Origin of the sequence: Vreelandella sp. F11, from assembly GCF_042466685.1 — a bacterium.
Lineage (GTDB): Bacteria > Pseudomonadota > Gammaproteobacteria > Pseudomonadales > Halomonadaceae > Vreelandella.
The window spans coordinates 2,988,856-3,006,175 of record NZ_CP170448.1 but is presented as its reverse complement, the minus strand read 5'-3'; the positions used below and the strand labels follow the sequence as shown (position 1 = coordinate 3,006,175).

Here is a 17,320-nt window from a genome sequence, read left to right as displayed (position 1 = left end):
GCTCCCTCTCGATGGTGACCAAACTCAATACTGGCCAAAATAGTACAACCCCCTAAGCGTCGCTAGCTTCGCCGGGCGCGCAAATCATTAGAAGGCAGGCATAATAGCGTGGCGACTAGCGTTTAGCGATATTTCGGCACTGCTTTGGCAATGTTTTGGGGTTAGCAATGCGTAGCAATCGAGCGCACTTGTAGTGCTGGAAAAGAGGGTGTAGAGAGAGCCCAGCGTAGAAAAATGAAGGACAATAACTAAAGAGGGGAGAAGGCGGGAGGGGAGTGAGTATTGATGATGGTGCCCGGAGCCGGACTTGAACCGGCACGGGGTTGCCCCCGAGAGATTTTAAGTCTCTTGCGTCTACCGATTTCGCCATCCGGGCTATACATTACACGTCACACCGCAATGCTGTTTTGTACTACTTAAAACATCACTGCTACACAAAGATGGAGGCTGGAGTCGGAATCGAACCGGCGTACACGGAGTTGCAGTCCGCTGCATAACCACTCTGCCATCCAGCCTCAAGAGTCTATTGGAGCGGGAAAGGAGATTCGAACTCCCGACCCTCGCCTTGGCAAGGCGATGCTCTACCACTGAGCTATTCCCGCTCGACTCGAGGGCGAATTATACGGATCGCCGCCGAGTTGTCAATGAATGAATTATATACCCTTTCTTATTGAGTTATCAGCAGATTACATGGAGCGGCTAAGATGTGGCCAAGCCGCTTTCAGGTACTGAATCATCGACCACAACGTTAGAATCGCGGCGGTATACAGTACTACAACGCCAAGCAGGGCAAATTCGTGTGTCGGAGGGAGCGCTAGCAGGATCAGTAGCGACGCCATCTGCAGGGTCGTTTTAAGTTTGCCCACCCAGGAAACTGCCACCATGCCGCGTTTGCCCATTTCAGCCATCCACTCACGAAGTGCTGAAATAACAATTTCACGGCCAATGATGACCAACGCGGGAAGTGTTAGCACCAGGGTGTCATAGCGCTCGATCAGTAGCGCTAGCGCCACCACCACCATGAGTTTGTCGGCTACGGGGTCTAAAAAAGCGCCAAAGGGCGTTGACTGATTCCAGCGGCGCGCTAAATAGCCATCCAGCCAGTCGGTAATGGAGGCCAGGCCAAATAGGCCAGCCGCCACGGGCATGCTCCAACTGAAGGGTAGATAAAACAGCACCACTAGCAGCGGAATAAAGGCGATTCTCGCCAGTGTCAGTATGTTGGGTATATTCATCGCAGGGTGCGATCCTTGCCGGGAAATCAGAGGATTCGAAGTGTCTGGGGCTCATTCTATCCCCCTTGGCCGATGGCATCCATGCCAAACGGGCGTTTATCCGTTGAGTGCTCGGTAAATACTCTCGGCTAGCGACGCATTAATGCCGGGTACACGGGCAAGTTCGTCGCGGCTGGCCTTTTGTACCCCCTGCAGGCCGCCAAAAAAACGCAGTAGCTCCCGTCTGCGTTTAGGGCCAATGCCAGGAATATCCTGCAGGGTCGAAGTGCGTCGCGCTTTATCGCGCTGAGCCCGATGTCCAGCAATCGCAAACCGGTGCGACTCATCGCGAATATGCTGGATCAAATGTAATGCAGGGGAAGCCGGATCCAGGTCGAGCGGGTTGTCAGCGGTTTCCACAAACAGGCTTTCAAGCCCCGCTTTGCGCGTAGTGCCCTTGGCGACGCCCAATAGCATGATGTTACTGATATCAAGTTCTTTAAACACTTCCCGAGCCATGTTGAGCTGGCCCTTGCCGCCGTCGACAATCAAAATGTCCGGAGCAACTGCTTCTCCGCTTTTTACCCGCTTAAGACGCCGTGTCAGGGCCTGTTGCATGGCAGCGTAGTCATCACCGGCGGCCACCCCTTCAATACGGAAATGGCGGTAGTCGCTTTTACGCGGGCCTTGATGATCAAACACCACGCAGGAAGCCACGGTTGCCTCGCCGTGGCTATGGCTAATATCGAAACACTCCAAACGCTGGGGTGTTTCTGCTAAGCCCAGCGCTTTCTGCAGGGCAGTAAAACGCTGAGTGAGCTGGGTTTGATTGGCCAGTTGGGAAGCCAACTGCTGCTCGGCATTGGTAATGGCGAGTTGCTGCCACTGAGCGCGGTGGCCGCGCACTTGGCTGGTAACACGAATGCGCTTGCCCGCCTGCTGGGTCAGCGCTTCGGCGATAAGTTCGCTGTCATCCAGCGGGTGGCTGGTAATCACTTCGCTGGGGACATTATGTGGTTGACCAAAATAGTATTGGCTAACCACTTCGGTGAGCAGCGTTTCAAGCGGTAGGTCTAGATCGTTCTTCGGGGTGTGGTGACGGGCCCCCAACAGGCGACCATCACGGACACTCAGCACAGAAACGCCAAGCGCTCCAGGGCGCTGGGCGAGGGCGAAAATATCTGCATCCCCGCCACCGGTATCGACAAACTGGCGTTGCTGGAGTTGGCGCAGTTGCTGCACTTGATCACGCAGGCGGGCAGCCTCCTCAAAATTGAGTGCCCGGCTGGCCGCCTCCATCGCCTCCATCAATTCCTGAGTCACACTTTCACTTTTGCCCTCCAGGCACATCACGGCGTGCTCGAGGTCGCGGCGGTAGTCTTCGGCGGAAATGTAGTCGACACAAGGGGCGCTGCAGCGCTGTATCTGATACTGCAAACAGGGCCGCGAGCGGTGGGCAAAGACACTATCTTCGCAGTTGCGAATACGAAATATCTTCTGCATCAGCGCTAAGCTTTCACGCACGGCGCCGCTGCTGGGGTAGGGGCCGAGATAGCGACCATCGTCGCTGCGTTGCCGGGCACGTTTATACTCCAGTGCCGGGTAAGGGTGGCGATCAGTGACAAAGACAAACGGATAAGACTTATCGTCACGGAGCAGAATATTATAGGGCGGACGCAGTTGTTTGATCAGCGTCTGTTCGAGCAGCAGGGCCTCAGTCTCCGTGCGGGTGACGGTGACTTGAATATCGGCGATGCGCCCCACCATGGCCTGGGTCTTGGTATTCAACTGGCCACGAAAATAGCTGGCAAGGCGCGCTTTTAAGCGCTTGGCTTTGCCTACATAGAGGGTATTACTTTGCTCATCAAGCATCCGGTAAACCCCTGGCGAGGAGCTTACCGAGCTCAAGAACTGTTTTGAATCAAAGGTCATATCAGCGTGTCGGTACCCGATAACAGCAGGGGATGGTGGGGTTATATCTGGGTAGCGTCAAACCCCTCGACCAGCCCATGACGGAGCGCCAAGTGGGTAAGCTCAACGTCGGTGGCTACTGGTAGTTTATCAAAGAGTCGATAGCGATAGGTGTTTACCGTTTTAGGGCTTAAATGCAGGCGGTCAGAGATATCTTGTACACGCTGGCAGTTCACGATCATAAGGGCAATCTGTAGCTCTCGGTGAGAGAGGTGGCTAAACGGATTATCCTCATCGGTAAAGTGTGACATGGCCAGGCGCTGAGCAATTTCTTGACTGACATAGCGCCGGCCATGGAAGACCTGACGGATAGCGTCGGTCATTTCTGTGGCATCGGCGCCTTTGCTCAAAAAGCCTGATGCGCCAGCTTCAAGCATGCGGCGCAGTACGCTGTCCTCCATATGCGCGGTCAAAATCAGAACCTTGGCGTCTTTCATGCTGCGGTTAATGCGTCGAGTGGCTTCAAGCCCGCCGATGCCCGGCATGCGAATGTCCATTAGCACAATGTCAGGCTTTAAGTGGCGACACTGTGTTACGGCACTTTCGCCATCGTCAACTTCGCCCACAATTTTAATGTCACACTCTTCGTTTAGCAGGTGAGCAATGCTCGTTCTTACTAGGTGGTGATCATCGGCTATAAGTACAGTGATCAATGGACAGGCTCCTGCATGGAAACATCATGGGCTCAGGCGTTGGCCTTGTACTCTATGCATAGAGTGCCACAGCTTGCGACAAAGGAGAATTAGTTGGCCGCGGTTGAGGCAAAAACTTGACCGAGATAAATGTTCATCGTAGTATCCGCCTCGCTGTCGGCAAGACAGCGTGTGGGGCCTTAGCTCAGCTGGGAGAGCGCAACACTGGCAGTGTTGAGGTCAGCGGTTCGATCCCGCTAGGCTCCACCACTATTTTGCTTTACCAAAATTGCAGAAAAAAGCCTCGTTTAACAACGAGGCTTTTTTTCGACCTTAAAAGCTGACTATTACTCTGCGATTTTTCCCAATAGTAAAAACTCAATCAGTGCTTTTTGTGCATGCAGGCGATTGCCCGCTTCCTGCCACACTACGGCCCGGGGGTCTTCGAGCAGCGTGTGGCTAATCTCTTCGCCGCGATGGGCGGGTAGGCAGTGCAAGAAGAGTACGTCTTGGTTGGCCTTATCCAGCATCGCTTCGGTCACTTGGAAGCCTGCGAAATCGGCTTCACGTTTTGCCTGCTCTTCCTCCTGGCCCATTGATGCCCAAACGTCGGTGGTGATCAGGTCAACCTGCTTGACTGCTTCCTGGGGGTCGTGCAGCAGCGTCACTTTATCTCCAGCGGCCGCCATAATGTCTGCACGGGGTTCGTAGCCTTTCGGGCAGCAGATGCGCAGATGAAAATCGAACTGACGGGCGGCATTGATCCAGGAGTGGCACATATTGTTACCATCACCGATCCACACCGCTGTGCGCCCCTTGACGCTACCGCGAAGCTCGGTCCAGGTCATTACGTCGGCCAGTAGCTGACAGGGGTGGTAGTCATCGCTCAATGCGTTGATTACCGGTACGCTGCTGGCGCTGGCGTAAGCTTCCAGCCCAGCGTGTGAGAAGGTGCGGATCATGACCGCATCGACCATTTCGGACAACACCCGAGCGGTGTCTTCGATCGGCTCGCCTCGACCTAGCTGCGTATCACGGGGGGAGAGAAAAAGTGCGTGACCGCCAAACTGTGCCATGCCCGTTTCGAATGAAACCCGTGTACGGGTAGACGATTTTTCAAAGATCATCGCCAGGGTGCGGTTGGGTAGTGGCGTATAAACAGGGCCTTGGGCTTTTAGATTGGTTTTGATCGTAATGGCGCGTTGGATCAAATAATCAAGCTCATCCGGGGTCAAATCCAGCAGGGTCAGGAAATGGCGTGTCGCCATAAGGGCTTCTCTCCGCGCAAAAACACTATCCTAGCGATGCCGCAGGGGATGCGCAACGCGGACGGCATGCGTAGAATGGCCTTTACACGTTAAAGCCGAGCGCTCTACTCAGGTACTACTCTTGTCTTGCGTACTATTTCTTAAATGCGAGTTCTTAAGTGCAAGTTCTCAAGTACCCATTACAAGAGCCAGGTTCTAGAATCAGGTTCAGTGCCAAGCCAGGTAGATGATGAGTGAGAGGGCATCGGTCATTGATAAGCGAGGAGAATAGTATGAGCACGACTGCCGAAAACATTCAGCGTCAAATTAGCGAAAATCCGATCCTGATTTACATGAAAGGGTCGCCCCAGCTGCCTCAGTGCGGGTTTTCTGCCCAAACTGTTCAAGCGCTGATGAGCTGTGGTGAGCGTTTTGCCTTCGTTAACGTCCTGGATAACCCGGATATTCGCGCCGAGCTGCCCAAGATTGCCAATTGGCCGACCTTCCCGCAGTTGTGGGTTGAAGGCGAGCTGGTAGGTGGTTGCGATATCGTGGTTGAGATGCACCAAAACGGCGAACTGGAAAAGCTGGTAAAAGCCGCTGCCGAGCGAGCGGGTGCGGCGGAAGGTGGCGATAACGCCTAGGCGCTATCGACCACCCCGCTTTATCCAGGCGGTTGGCGGGCTGCGGTGCAACCGCTAGAATGGCGTTTGTTCTCGCATCATCTTTGTTATGCATCGTGGCCTTTGCCCCGCGCTGGCGACAGTGCGGGGTAAGTCAGCCCGCCGAAGGAAGTACAGCTTCATGAGCTATCAGGTTCTGGCCCGAAAGTGGCGGCCTCGCACATTCCACGAACTCGTGGGTCAGGCCCATGTTCAACGCGCTTTGGTCAACGCCCTTGATCAGGGCCGTCTGCACCATGCTTACCTATTTACGGGTACCCGCGGGGTGGGTAAAACCACCTTGGCGCGTATCCTTGCCAAGTGTTTGAATTGCACGGCCAATGGCCGTGGCGATGAAGGCATTACCTCTACACCCTGCGGCCAGTGCGATAGCTGTCAGGCAATTGATGAAGGGCGCTTTGTTGATCTCATTGAGGTTGATGCGGCTTCAAGAACCAAAGTAGAAGATACCCGGGAACTGCTGGACAATGTTCAGTACGCGCCTACCCAAGGGCGTTATAAGGTGTACCTGATTGATGAGGTGCATATGCTCTCCACCAGCAGTTTCAATGCGCTGCTGAAAACCCTGGAAGAGCCACCTCCCCACGTTAAATTTCTGCTGGCGACCACGGATCCACAAAAGCTGCCGCCGACGGTTCTTTCTCGCTGTCTCCAATTTACCCTTAAACATATGCCGCCAGAGCGCGTGGTGGAGCACTTGACCTATGTGCTGGGTGAGGAGCATGTTGAGTTTGACGAAAGTGCATTATGGCTATTGGGGAAAGCAGCGGAAGGCTCAATGCGCGATGCCATGAGCCTAACCGACCAGGCGATTGCCTTTGGCCAGGGGGCCGTTCGCCATGCGGATGTAGCCGCCATGCTGGGCACCCTGGATCATCGTCATATACTTGGATTGGCAGAAGCCCTGGCCGATGTCGATGTGCAGCGGCTGCTGGCCGAGGTAGCCCAGTTAGCTGAACAGGGCCCCGATTTTGCCGCAGTGCTGGATGAGCTATCCAGCATGCTCCACCGTTTGGCGGTGGCGCAGATGGTGCCGGACGCCGTGGATAACAGCCACGGTGATCGTGACGTTATTCTGCAGCTAGCGAGTCGTTTCACCGCTGAAGATATTCAGCTCTATTACCAGATTGGTATTCAGGGCCGTGGGGACATGGTGCATGCCCCCGATCTGCGCAGCGCGTTAGAGATGACGCTACTGCGCATGCTGGCGTTTCGCCCCCAGGGCGTGCCAAAACCGCCGCGCACTCCGTTACCGCTGCGCCGCGAAGCCCCATTAGAGGCAACAGCGGCGGCTGATGCGAGTGCTCATGCAGCAGAGGCGGAAGCTGAATCATCAGCGCCACTTCACACCTCGCCGGAAGCTGAAGCTCGGCCAGACGCTGAGCCAGACGTTCAATCAAAGCCACCAGCCGAGCCTCAATCTCAGCCTGAAACGGTTATGCCTGCTGCCGCAGAGGCGCCACCGCTGCAAGAGCCACCTCCTTGGACAGTGGAAGCGGATACAGGCGTGACCGAGGTGGAAGCTCCCCAGCAGCAACCCCCTGAGCCAGCGGCACTGGCTGAGCCGAAACATACTGCTGAGCCGGAACATACTGCTGAGCCAGAGCCAACCTTAACGCCTGAAACAGCCTCTGAGTCCGAGGCTTTAGAGCCCACTATGGCTGAGTCGCCAACAGTTCCACCTGAGGCGCTATCAGACGCCATCCCGGAAACCCAGCCAGATGCTGTTCCAGAAACTGTTTCAGAAACCGTTTCAGAAACTGTTCCAGCAACCCGGCCAGGCATACTGGATAATGCTAAGTGGTTGGAGGGCTTCGACTCCCTGGGTTTGGGGGGGTTAACCCGTAACCTGGCGGGCAACTGTTTGGTCGAGAGTGACGACGGCACGTTGCTGACGCTGCGCCTGGATCCCAGTCAAGAGGCCATGCAGGCGGAAGTGCATCAAACCCGCATTGAGCGGGCGTTAAAAGAGCAGGGCATGCCACGGCGGATAGCGTTTTACGTGGCCGAGTTGTCTAATAGCCTGGAAACGCCCCGCCAGCGCGAAGAGCGACTTAATAAAGAGCGTCACGCTCAAGCGGTTGATCTACTCAATCACGACCCCCATGTACAGAAGCTGCAGCAGGCATTTGGGGCCAAGTTGATAGAATCCAGCGTTAAGCCTGCCGATGCGATGCGCTAAGCGCTTTACCGACAGTCTGTCATACACGCTTTCAAACAGTCTCAAAATAGCTAGAGATTATCTTATAACCACGTTGGAGATCAGACCATGCTTAAAGGTGGAATGGGCAACTTAATGAAACAAGCCCAAGAGATGCAGGAAAAGATGCAGCAGGCCCAGGAAGAAGTCGCCAAAGCCGAAGTGCAGGGTGAAGCGGGCGCCGGTATGGTCAAGGTCACCATGAATGGTCGCCACGACGTATCCAATGTCTCCATTGATCCCAGCGTCATGGAAGAGGACAAAGAACTGTTGGAGGATTTGCTTGCCGCGGCGGTCAATGACGCAGTGCGCAAGCTTGAAGTCAGCTCTAAACAGAAAATGGAAGAAGCAACGGCGGGTTTAAACCTTCCGCCCGGCTTTAAGATGCCGTTCTAAGCAATGCGTTTTTCTCCACTCGTTGAGCAGTTAATGGAGGCGTTTCGCGTGCTTCCCGGCGTTGGGCCCAAAACGGCCCAGCGCATGGCGATGCATCTGCTTGAGCGCGAGCGGCCCGGTGGCCAACGCCTTGCTGAGGTTATCCAGCAAGCCATTGAAGAAGTCGGCTACTGCCAGCGCTGCCGCACACTCACCGAGGCCGATATTTGCGCGCTGTGTGAGAGTCCGCGTCGCGATGATTCGCTGCTGTGTGTGGTGGAGTCGCCTGCCGATCAACTGGCGATTGAAGAGGCCGGTGGCTTTAAAGGGCGCTACTTCGTGCTTCACGGGCACCTTTCGCCGTTGGATGGCGTTGGGCCAGAGTCAATTGGTTTAGACTTGCTGGAAGCGCGCGTAGCAGAAGGGCTCATTGAAGAGGTGGTATTGGCCACTAACCCGACGATCGAAGGGGAAGCCACGGCCCACTACATTGCCTCGCTGCTTTCAGCGCATAACGTCAAACTCTCGCGGCTTGCTTATGGCGTCCCCATGGGCGGTGAACTGGAGTACGTTGATGGCGGTACTTTGAGCCGTGCGTTTAACGGTCGTTTGCCGTTTGCCAGTGAATAAGCCTATTTAAAACGCAAGCGCGGTAGCGTTTGCGCCAACTTGGAAGAATGCTTTTGTCCTCTCTTACCCCCTCTTATCAATGGCTTGATACACCAGATGCGCTTGATGCGGCATGCGAACAAGTAGCCGATGCCGCTGTGGTCGCTCTGGATACCGAGTTTTTCCGAGAGAACACCTTTTTTCCAGTCCCGGCGCTGATCCAATTCACCGCGGGCGAAGAGGCTTATCTGATTGATCCGGTGGCCGTCCCTTGCACCGATAAATTCCGAGCACTGCTGCAAAATAGCGCCATCAAGCTACTGCACGCCTGCAGTGAAGACCTGGAAGTTTTCCAGCTCTGGGCGGGCGTACTGCCGGAGCCGTTAATTGACACTCAGGTGGTGCAGGGCTTTTTGGGCGAAAACGCTGGAATGGGGTATCAAAAGCTGGTCGAATTTTGGGTCGGTGAAACCTTGCCTAAAGAGGAGACCCGCTCAAACTGGTTACTGCGCCCGCTGTCACCTGCCCAGTGCCACTACGCTGCACTGGATGTGATCTATCTGTTAAAAGTCTGGACGCTACAGGCGGAAAAGCTCGCCATGCTGGGGCGGCGCGAGTGGGTGGATGCTGAGTGTGCCAACTTAATCGAACTGGCTGGCCGCAGTGTCGATAACGACCAGCAGTGGTATACCCGTCAACGCCAGCTATGGCGCTTAACGCCCCGCCAAATGGAAGCGTATCGGCTGATGACCACCTGGCGTGAAGGTGAAACACGCCGCCGGGACTTGCCGCGCAATTGGTTGATTAGCGATAAGCTGTTGTTTGCGATCGCCGAAAAGATGCCCAGCAACCGCTTCGAGCTCGCGGAGGTGGAAGGCATAAAGCCAATGCTGATCAAAAAAGAGGGCGACGCACTGCTGGCGATGGTGAAACAGGCCCAGCACTGTGATGAAGAGGCGCTGCCCAATCGTTGGCCAGACCCCATGCACCCGACGTTCAAGTCACGCTTTAAAGCACTTAAAAAGGCGGTAACCGCTAAAGCCAATGACTTGGGGGTGGCACCGGAAATGCTACTGCGCCGCCGGGATATTGAAACACTGGTGATGCAGGACTTGGCGGGGGAGCCGCTAAGCTGGCCCACCGGTTGGCGGGGCGAGTGTTTAAATGACGCTTTGGCCCAGGCCCTTGAGGAGCGACCATCATGAGCGACAAACTGATTTGTGAAGTGTTTAAAAGCTCGCGTAAAGATGAGATGTATTTATACGTCGACAAGCGTCAAGGGTTGGCTGACGTCCCCGAGCAACTGCTGGAAACCTTTGGCAAGCCGATGCCGGTGTTTACCATGCTGCTGACCACTGACAAAAAATTGTCACGGGTCAACGCCGCAGACGTGGTGGCTGGGATTAAAGAGAAAGGGTTCTATCTACAAATGCCGCCGCCTAAAGAAGCCTATTTGCTCGACGTGCACCGTGCCCACGTTGCCTCACACGCTGATAAAGCGTCATCATAGTCGGTTATGAATTTTCTGGCCCACGCCTGGTTGGTGAGTGGCGGTAGCGATGATTTTCTCTACGGCAACTTAATTGCCGATGGCGTTAAGGGGCGGGATTTAACCGCTTGGCCGGCGGCCACTGCGCTGGGTATCCGCCATCACCGCCGGGTGGACGCGTGGGTGGATAGCCATCCCAGTGTTGTTAATGCCCGACGGCGAGCGCCTGCGGGGCAGCGGCGCTATGCGGGCATTGCGCTGGATATGGTGTGGGATCATTTTCTGGCCCGTGATACGGCGGGGCAGGCGGATCAGGAAGCGCTAGTTGAGCGCTGCTATCGACTGCTTGCTGCCCGCACCGCGCCGAACCGGCTGGCGGGTATGATGCCGATACTGGTCGAGCACGACTGGTTAAGAGGCTACGCTGACTTTGCGTTTACCTGCCGGGCCGTCGCCGGCATCGGCCGGCGTTTATCGGGCCCCAATCAGTTGGCTGCTTTAGTACCGTGGTTGCAGGATGATTATCAGGCATTAGAGAACGATTTTCAGACACTATGGCCAGAGCTGGTGGCTGAATTAAGCCATCAAGATAGATCCCCATAATAAAGTGTTTAACCGTGACAATGAGGCAGGAGAGACGCGATGCGCGAACGTTTTTGGGAGCGCTTTACCCTTGAAGAGCTGACGCCCCAGGAGTGGGAAGCGCTATGCGATGGCTGTGGACAGTGCTGCTTACTGAAGTTGCACGATGAAGACACCCAGGAGTTGGCGGTGCTCAATGTTGCCTGTCGTCTACTGGATATCCACAGCTGCCAGTGCAGCGACTATGCTAATCGTTTCGACAGTGTGCCCGACTGCACCCAACTGACGCCAGCGCTGGTGAAAGAATTTACCTGGCTGCCACAGAGCTGTGGCTACCGGCGGGTGGCGGAAGGGCGCAAACTGGCGGGCTGGCATCCGCTGCTGAGCAACGACGCCGAGCGGGTTCACCGTAAAGGGGTCAGTGTGCGCAGTTTTGCCGTTTCCCAGGACGAGGTGCCCGAGCAGCAATTAGAGTCGCATATTATCGCCGTACTGCCGATGTGACGGAGCCCCTCTGCTCCGTTAGCCAATCGCATAGCGGTTTGAAGGGCATAGGGCGAGCGAACAGGTAGCCCTGAACAACATCGCACTTCAACGCCACCAGCTGCTGGTGCTGTTGTGACGTCTCTACCCCCTCTGCCACCACCTTCAGCTCCAGGTGGTGAGCAAGTGCCACAATGCCCTGAACGATAGCGGCATCCTTACTATTATGGGCAATATTGTTGATAAAACTGCGATCAATTTTTACCTTATCGACGGGTAAGTGACGCAAGTAACTCAGGCTTGAAAAACCGGTACCGAAGTCATCTATGGCCACGCTAATCCCCATCCCGCGCAGCGCATGCAGCGTATCAATCGCGGCGTCGGTATCATTCATCAATATGCCTTCGGTTAACTCAAGCTCTAGCGAGGTCGCGCTGAGCCCCGTGGCTTCAAGGGTAGCGCTGAGCGAGCTCAAAAAACTGGGCCGATGAAACTGCATTGGCGAAAGGTTGACCGAAATACGGCAGTGGCTGGGAAGCTGCGGCTGGAGAGTGAGAAAATCCCGTGCGGCGCGCTCTATGACCCACTGGCCCAGGGCGATAATCTGCCCTGTCTCTTCAGCAATGGGAATAAATAGCGCCGGCGAGATCGGGCCTTTGATCGGGTGGTTCCAACGTACCAGCGCTTCAAAGCCCTGAATTGCTCCTTCGATAGTCAGCAACGGCTGGTAATGCAGTTCAAACTGCTCATTTAGAATCGCTTCCTGTAAATCATTTCTCAGTGTTACCCGTTGAGTGAGCTTTTGATTAATATCCTGAGTGAAGGTTTGCAGGGTGTTGCGACCTTGCTGCTTGGCTTTGTACATCGCCATATCGGCTTGCTGGAGCAACTCCTCTGGTTGTATTAGCTGCTGGTCATTAAGCGCAATGCCAATGCTTGCCGACAGGTAGAGTTCATGGCGCTCTATGCGGTAAGGCAGAGAAAGGGCTTCAAGCAGACGCTCGGCAATTTCTTCTGCCTGCTGAGGGCTATCCAGATCCGGTAGTAGCAACACAAACTCATCTCCTCCGAAACGGCACAAGGTGTCGGAAGGTCGAATCGCCTGTTCAAGCCGGCGGGCGACGTTGATAAGCACTTGATCGCCAATACCATGCCCCAGCGTATCGTTGATGGGCTTGAACTCATCCAAATCAATAAACAGTACCGCTAGTTGCTGCTCATGGCGCCGGGCAAGTTCGACGTCATGGCGCAAATGATCTTCAAACAGGGCGCGGTTGCCAAGGCCGGTCAATACATCGTGGGTGGCATGGAAAGCAAGTGCGTTCTCATGATCCCGGCGCTCAGAGATATCATTGATACTGCCGACAAAGTGCGTTACTTGTCCGTCAGGGCCACGTACCGGTGAGAGAAATAGATTGTTCCAGAAGGCTTGGCCGTTTTTGCGATAATTGCGAAGGGTCAAGGTGATATCGTGTTGCTGCTCAAGCGCGCGCTGTATTTCAGTAATCTGCTGTGGGTCGGTATCGGGGCCCTGTAAAAAACGGCAGCTGCGCCCTTTTACTTCTTCAAGCGCGTAGCCTGTCATATCGGTAAAGGCAGAGTTTACATAAATAATGGGATAATCCGTTTGCTGAGCCTCACAAATTAAAATGCCGTTGCTACTGGCTTCCAGGCTGCGTTGATAAATGCGTAGCTGAGACTCTTTTTGGCGCAGCGCCGTCATCTCCTTGGCGATACCGTAGACGCCCACCACTCTATCCTGGACGACGGTGGGCAAAAACGAGATGTCCAGTTGGCGTGCGCTACCCTGCTGGCTGATAACCTCCAACTCAAAACGCTGAGCAATCCCCGTTAACGCTTGCTGGAAGGCGGCCTCCACGATGACATGATGTTCAGGGGCGACGATCTCTTTCCAATGACGACCAATAATCTGTGCTTCGTCAGTTTCAAGGAGGGTAAGGACTGATCGATTGACGCTTAAATGATAACCGTTCAAATCGAGGGAAAATACGGCATCGGGGTTTTGGGTAAACAGCGAGCGAAACCGCTGTTCGCTATCCTGCAAGGTCTCTTTAGCTTTCGTAAGTTCGCGCGAGCGCTGCGCTCGGGCAGATATCAATGCAAGGCTGAAAACCAACTGATAAGTGAGCAGCAGACCGGAAAACCCCACGCCAGCCGCTATAAAATGCGCTAGTTTGACCGGTGGGTTGGGGAGTTCAGAAAGTGCCAGCTTAATGATCGCCCCTCCTGGTAACACCGCCGTGTGCTCGGCGAGAACTTTCGTTGGCGGCGCGATGGCAGCGGCGGGCTGCAGGCCATTCCCCTCATTAATGAGGTAGCCGTTGGTATGGGTTATGTGCAACGCAAAAGTGCCATTGACGACACTGGTTTCCCGCTCAATCAGTAACGCTATATCGATGGCGGCTACGAGTTGATAGGGGCGCCCTGGCTGCTTAACGGAGAGCAGCGCAAGCGTAGGGCGTTCATAGTCAGGAAACGACCACTGTATGTCACCTCGCTGCTGATTAAGCCAAGTCAATGTCGCTAAGCTACCCAACTGGCCATCGAGCCAAAGTAGAGCACTGCTATGGCGAGCACGGCGCCATATGTCATTGGCCGTAGGATTGAAGTAGCCAATGGCTAATAGGCTTGGATAATCTGTCCAGTAGCGCTCGACCTCCCTGCTTCGCGATCTGGGGTCTGCAAATACCTGACGCCATCGTTCTGTTAAGCGTTCTATCACTATCGCTCGCGACGCCAGCATCTGGTCAATATTGACCGCGATACCTTCCAGGTTGTGCTGAGCGCTTTGCCGCATATCTTCATGCTGGTTCCAACTGACGACAAACCAGCCGCTCATACTCAGGCTAACGCCCAGGATACCCGCCAATACAGCAGCACTGCTTAAGGATGTCTTTAAATGAGGAACATGCAGGCTCACCATCACCATGGCGATGCCAAATAGAGAGCCGATCAGGCCAGGAATCAACGCGCTGGCCCGGGGTAGCCAGGTGGGCACGGGCCATCCATGATGGGCGGCTAATGTAATGCAGCCAACCGCTAATAAAAAAAGTCCACCGAGTTGCCAAATATGGCGCTGCCAACGTCCTTGAGGGCCTGCCCAGAGGCAAAATGCTGCCATAAGTAGTATGGGGGCGGCTTGGCTAGGCAAGCGTGGATGCCCACTCAGCAAGGAGGCAGCGTGAGATGAAGGGTCTAGACCGTTGTGTATCAGCGTATAGCTGGCAACCGCAGCCAGTGCGATGGAGGTGACTTTACGAAAACCTTCAAAGCCAGCCATTACGGCGCTGAGCCCTAACCCACATAACAGAATCACCAGCGCACTGTCCGGTAGCAGAGCGAGCAATTGCGGCTGATTAACGTCAGGAAAAAAGCCCAACAAAAAGCCGCCTGCACCAATCACAATGGTGGACACCAGCAACAAAAGCAGACCAGTTTGAAGGGCCAATTCGCGATTATTGACTTCCATTAGTTCTTATTCGCATATCCGATCAAGAGGGGCTTACACCCAGACACAATAAGGTACCTTTAGAAACCACTAAGTCACCAGGGCTCATCATCAACGCTAGAGGGAAGTCTTCTGTATTTAATGCTGTTTTTATATTAACTGGCGCAGCTTTTTCCAAAACCTGCTGTGATTGGCATAGCACAGCAGGCGGATGGGCACTTTAATCTGGGCTTGGACGTTAAGCGGTTGGCAGCGTTTTCGCGCTCAGGCCCAGCGCCCAAAGAATAAACGCATCTTGTCGTGCGGTATCACGCCAGGCTTTGAAGCGGCCGGAGGCGCCGCCGTGGCCACTGCTCATATCGGTACGCATCAAAATGGGCGCTGACCCCTGCTGCTGTTGTGCCACCTGGGCATAAAACTTGGCGGGTTCCCAGTAGCTGACCCGGGTATCAAACCAACTGCCCTCAATCCACAGGGCAGGGTAGGCCTGGGGCTGGATATTATCCATGGGCGAGTAAGCGGCTATTCGTGCAGCGACCTCTGGCTCTTCAGGATTGCCCCACTCACTGTACTCCGCAGTGGTCAGCGGTAGCTCAGGGTTTTGCATCGTGCGTAACACATCTAAGAAAGGTACATCCAGCAGAGCAGCGCAAAACTTTTCCGGCGCACGATTAATACAGGTGCCGACCAGCAGCCCACCCGCGCTGGCGCCATAGACTGCTATTCGTTGCGCGTCGCTGACACCCTGTTCGACAAGTGCTTCACGCGCGGCCAGGAAGTCATTAAAACTGTTTTCCTTATGCTCCATTTTACCGTTTAAATACCAGGGTTCGCCGCGTTCGCCACCGCCGCGCACATGGGCAACGGCAAAGGCTGCACCGCGTTCAAGCAGTTCCAGCCGGGCGATCGAGAACCAGGGGTCGAGTGCGTCACCGTAGGCACCGTAGCCATATAGCAGTGTGGGCAGGGGCTGCTCTGCCAGATCGGCGCGCATCACTACCGATACGGGCACTTGCTCGCCATCGCTACTGGTAGCCCAAAGGCGGCGACTGATTAACTGCTCCGGCTGTAAATTGCCGTAAACAGGTATCCGCTTCAGCAGCATTCGTTTGCCAGTGGTTAGATTAAGTGAAAACCAGCTGGGCGGCTGGGTAAACGACTCTTCGCGCAGGCGCACTACCTGGGTATCGAAGTGTGGTGCATCCTCAAGCATTTGCGAACAGGGCTGTTCAGGCAGTGCCAGGTATTCATCCAAGGTACAGCTGTGCTGGGCATCAAAAAGCAAACGCCGCAAACGTACCTGCGCCTGGGCGTGATCACGCTCGGCCAGCATCAGCCCCCAAGAGAACGCATCAACGCCTTCCAGGGTGGCTTCTTCACGGTGGGCGATTAACGTTTGCCAATTTAATTGGGCCTGACCAAGCTGATTTTCCGACAGAAAATCGAGTTGGAAGTGAGCGCCAGCCTGGTTATGCAGACGATAAAAACTGCCTGGTCGGTGATCAATGCTGTACTCAACCCCCGGTTGGCGCGGCTGGATACGCGTCGGTATTGCATCTGGCGCGTGGGCAGGCAGCAGGTGAATTTCACTGGTGTCTTTTGAGCCACTTTCGAGTAGCAGCCACGACCGCGAGCGCGTTTTGCCAATACCGAGCCAAAACTCAGGATCCTCTTCACGTAGCACTAATACTGGTTCATTTGAAGCGACAGGCTCCATCAGTGAAAGCGAAAGCCGCCAAACGCTGTCGGGGCGCTGAGTGTCGTCAAACCGGGTGAACAGCAGCGTCGCTGTGTTGTCAGTTTGATCTTCTGCCCAGCAAAGCCCCGCACCAATATCGCTTAATAGTTGCACGGGTGTCCCGTTAGGCAGTGCTTTCAACCACAGGGTAAAACGCTCGTCGCCCTGGGTATCTTCTGTCCAGGCCAACCACTGCTCGTCGGGGGAGAGCGCCATATCGCCCATGTCGTAAAAGTCGTGCTCGGCGGCGCGAGCTCTAACGTCAAAAAAGCATTCGTGCTGTTCGGGCTGATGATTGGGATGGCGCCACCAGCAGGGGTAGTCATCGTCAGCGCCGGTCTCGTTCCAGAACGTGAAGTGGTCAAGCGTTGTCTTAAGGCTGGTCACGGCTAATTCGCGGCGTGACAAGTGGCTCTGGTATAGCGCTTCTTCCAGCGGGGCAAGGGGCGCAAACCAATCGGCTTGTTGCTGGTTGGCGGCCTCTAAAAAGGCGCTTACCTCTGGGTCGTCGCGGTTCTCCAACCAGTGCCATTTTGGGTCATTAGCGCGATAATAGCGTGCAGCGGGTAAGCCTGAATGTATGCCTTGCTGTGCTTTCATAAATTGATAGGTACCATAACGGGAAATC

At 55.0% G+C, this 17,320-nt stretch carries 14 protein-coding genes and 4 tRNA genes; 9 read left to right on the top strand and 9 right to left on the bottom strand.

Annotation, left to right across the window (positions count from 1 at the left end; all coding sequences use genetic code 11):
• Positions 1-289 precede the first annotated feature (289 nt).
• The 6 genes from ACFIOZ_RS13785 to uvrY form a co-directional block, all read right to left on the bottom strand.
• Positions 290-376, bottom strand: a tRNA-Leu gene (locus ACFIOZ_RS13785).
• Positions 377-441: 65 nt separating this feature from the next.
• A tRNA-Cys gene (locus ACFIOZ_RS13780) sits at positions 442-515 on the bottom strand.
• A 12-nt stretch (positions 516-527) separates the two neighbouring features.
• Positions 528-602 (bottom strand) — tRNA-Gly (locus ACFIOZ_RS13775).
• Between the two features lie 84 nt (positions 603-686).
• A complete protein-coding gene (gene pgsA / locus ACFIOZ_RS13770) occupies positions 687-1,235 on the bottom strand; it encodes a CDP-diacylglycerol--glycerol-3-phosphate 3-phosphatidyltransferase (RefSeq protein ID WP_386078693.1) in 549 nt (182 codons plus the stop codon).
• Between the two features lie 96 nt (positions 1,236-1,331).
• Entirely contained in the window at positions 1,332-3,146 is a 1,815-nt protein-coding gene (gene uvrC, locus ACFIOZ_RS13765; protein WP_386078690.1) for an excinuclease ABC subunit UvrC, read from the bottom strand.
• Between the two features lie 41 nt (positions 3,147-3,187).
• Positions 3,188-3,838, bottom strand: a complete 651-nt coding sequence (gene uvrY / locus ACFIOZ_RS13760) for a UvrY/SirA/GacA family response regulator transcription factor (protein ID WP_308336558.1) — start codon at positions 3,836-3,838, stop codon at positions 3,188-3,190.
• A gap of 173 nt (positions 3,839-4,011) precedes the next feature.
• Between uvrY and ACFIOZ_RS13755 the strand changes: the two genes are divergently transcribed.
• A tRNA-Ala gene (locus tag ACFIOZ_RS13755) sits at positions 4,012-4,087 on the top strand.
• A gap of 77 nt (positions 4,088-4,164) precedes the next feature.
• Here ACFIOZ_RS13755 and argF read toward each other — a convergent pair.
• On the bottom strand, positions 4,165-5,085 hold the full coding sequence (gene argF, locus ACFIOZ_RS13750; RefSeq protein ID WP_386078688.1) for an ornithine carbamoyltransferase: 921 nt from the start codon (positions 5,083-5,085) through the stop codon (positions 4,165-4,167).
• Positions 5,086-5,357: 272 nt separating this feature from the next.
• Here argF and grxD point away from each other — a divergent pair, with 272 nt between their 5' ends.
• The 8 genes from grxD (at position 5,358) to ACFIOZ_RS13710 (ending at position 11,506) form a co-directional block, all read left to right on the top strand.
• Positions 5,358-5,708 (top strand): Grx4 family monothiol glutaredoxin, encoded by a 351-nt coding sequence (gene grxD, locus ACFIOZ_RS13745; protein WP_133732744.1) that lies wholly within the window; start codon positions 5,358-5,360, stop codon positions 5,706-5,708.
• 160 nt (positions 5,709-5,868) lie between these two features.
• Positions 5,869-7,929: a DNA polymerase III subunit gamma/tau gene (gene dnaX / locus ACFIOZ_RS13740; protein WP_386078684.1), complete on the top strand. Its 2,061-nt coding sequence runs from the start codon at positions 5,869-5,871 to the stop codon at positions 7,927-7,929.
• An 87-nt stretch (positions 7,930-8,016) separates the two neighbouring features.
• On the top strand, positions 8,017-8,343 hold the full coding sequence (locus ACFIOZ_RS13735; RefSeq protein ID WP_071693664.1) for a YbaB/EbfC family nucleoid-associated protein: 327 nt from the start codon (positions 8,017-8,019) through the stop codon (positions 8,341-8,343).
• Between the two features lie 3 nt (positions 8,344-8,346).
• Positions 8,347-8,952 carry a recombination mediator RecR gene (recR, locus tag ACFIOZ_RS13730; RefSeq protein ID WP_211596089.1) on the top strand — a complete coding sequence of 202 codons (606 nt, stop codon included), beginning with the start codon at positions 8,347-8,349 and terminating at the stop codon, positions 8,950-8,952.
• A 47-nt stretch (positions 8,953-8,999) separates the two neighbouring features.
• The gene (rnd, locus tag ACFIOZ_RS13725; protein ID WP_386078681.1) at positions 9,000-10,136 is read left to right on the top strand and encodes a ribonuclease D; all 1,137 of its coding nucleotides are present in this window, start codon (positions 9,000-9,002) and stop codon (positions 10,134-10,136) included.
• Complete coding sequence (locus ACFIOZ_RS13720) at positions 10,133-10,441, top strand: YcgL domain-containing protein (RefSeq protein WP_386078678.1); 309 nt, start codon at positions 10,133-10,135, stop codon at positions 10,439-10,441. Before rnd ends, ACFIOZ_RS13720 begins: the two co-directional genes overlap by 4 nt.
• Before the next feature lie 6 nt (positions 10,442-10,447).
• Positions 10,448-11,023: an ACP phosphodiesterase gene (locus ACFIOZ_RS13715; RefSeq protein ID WP_226250804.1), complete on the top strand. Its 576-nt coding sequence runs from the start codon at positions 10,448-10,450 to the stop codon at positions 11,021-11,023.
• Between the two features lie 39 nt (positions 11,024-11,062).
• The gene (locus ACFIOZ_RS13710; protein WP_211596093.1) at positions 11,063-11,506 is read left to right on the top strand and encodes a YcgN family cysteine cluster protein; all 444 of its coding nucleotides are present in this window, start codon (positions 11,063-11,065) and stop codon (positions 11,504-11,506) included.
• Here the strand turns inward: ACFIOZ_RS13710 and ACFIOZ_RS13705 are convergent.
• Together ACFIOZ_RS13705 and ACFIOZ_RS13700 are read right to left on the bottom strand one after the other, a co-directional pair.
• Positions 11,484-14,975: an EAL domain-containing protein gene (locus tag ACFIOZ_RS13705; protein WP_386078674.1), complete on the bottom strand. Its 3,492-nt coding sequence runs from the start codon at positions 14,973-14,975 to the stop codon at positions 11,484-11,486. The genes ACFIOZ_RS13710 and ACFIOZ_RS13705 overlap by 23 nt on opposite strands.
• A 217-nt stretch (positions 14,976-15,192) precedes the next feature.
• Entirely contained in the window at positions 15,193-17,292 is a 2,100-nt protein-coding gene (locus ACFIOZ_RS13700) for a S9 family peptidase (protein WP_386078671.1), read from the bottom strand.
• Between the last annotated feature and the right edge of the window lie 28 nt (positions 17,293-17,320).

Excerpts from the sequence above, each read along its gene's own strand:
- ACFIOZ_RS13700 (WP_386078671.1), bottom strand. The coding sequence starts at position 17,292 with ATGAAAGCACAGCAAGGCATACATTCAGGCTTACCCGCTGCACGCTAT.
- ACFIOZ_RS13715 (WP_226250804.1), top strand. The coding sequence starts at position 10,448 with ATGAATTTTCTGGCCCACGCCTGGTTGGTGAGTGGCGGTAGCGATGAT.
- argF (WP_386078688.1), bottom strand. The coding sequence starts at position 5,085 with ATGGCGACACGCCATTTCCTGACCCTGCTGGATTTGACCCCGGATGAG.
- ACFIOZ_RS13710 (WP_211596093.1), top strand. The coding sequence starts at position 11,063 with ATGCGCGAACGTTTTTGGGAGCGCTTTACCCTTGAAGAGCTGACGCCC.
- uvrC (WP_386078690.1), bottom strand. The coding sequence starts at position 3,146 with ATGACCTTTGATTCAAAACAGTTCTTGAGCTCGGTAAGCTCCTCGCCA.
- pgsA (WP_386078693.1), bottom strand. The coding sequence starts at position 1,235 with ATGAATATACCCAACATACTGACACTGGCGAGAATCGCCTTTATTCCG.
- rnd (WP_386078681.1), top strand. The coding sequence starts at position 9,000 with ATGCTTTTGTCCTCTCTTACCCCCTCTTATCAATGGCTTGATACACCA.
- ACFIOZ_RS13735 (WP_071693664.1), top strand. The coding sequence starts at position 8,017 with ATGCTTAAAGGTGGAATGGGCAACTTAATGAAACAAGCCCAAGAGATG.
- ACFIOZ_RS13720 (WP_386078678.1), top strand. The coding sequence starts at position 10,133 with ATGAGCGACAAACTGATTTGTGAAGTGTTTAAAAGCTCGCGTAAAGAT.
- grxD (WP_133732744.1), top strand. The coding sequence starts at position 5,358 with ATGAGCACGACTGCCGAAAACATTCAGCGTCAAATTAGCGAAAATCCG.
- dnaX (WP_386078684.1), top strand. The coding sequence starts at position 5,869 with ATGAGCTATCAGGTTCTGGCCCGAAAGTGGCGGCCTCGCACATTCCAC.
- ACFIOZ_RS13705 (WP_386078674.1), bottom strand. The coding sequence starts at position 14,975 with ATGGAAGTCAATAATCGCGAATTGGCCCTTCAAACTGGTCTGCTTTTG.
- recR (WP_211596089.1), top strand. The coding sequence starts at position 8,347 with ATGCGTTTTTCTCCACTCGTTGAGCAGTTAATGGAGGCGTTTCGCGTG.